This window comes from Acinetobacter sp. GG23, from assembly GCF_057766365.1.
Window position 1 is genome coordinate 1 of record NZ_JBYMDJ010000023.1, and the last position, 260, is coordinate 260.

A 260-nucleotide genomic window follows, 5' to 3' on the forward strand; every position below is an offset into this window, starting at 1 on the left:
GTTGGCCGCCAAGATGAGCCAATTGGATACCGTTGAAGGTCTGCGTGCGCTAGTGGCCGAGGTGGCGCTGTTGTTGCGCTCTCAGGCCGCGGCTGTATTTGGTAATGTGATTGCGGTGGTGCCAACGATGTTGATCATCTCCGCGGTGATTTTGTGGACGACCCATGCGCCGATGATGACTGCCGCGCATGCGAAAGAAACTATCGAGAGTTTATCCATCGTTGGACCTACGCCCTTGTTTGCGGCGCTGACAGGGATAT

Annotated in this window: 1 protein-coding gene; it reads left to right on the forward strand. The window is 55.8% G+C overall.

Annotated elements, in window-relative coordinates; all coding sequences use genetic code 11:
- Positions 1-13: 13 nt before the first annotated feature.
- The coding region (locus AC3CAU_RS16765) for a hypothetical protein (protein ID WP_488368517.1) at positions 14-260 on the forward strand (247 nt) is incomplete at its 3' end.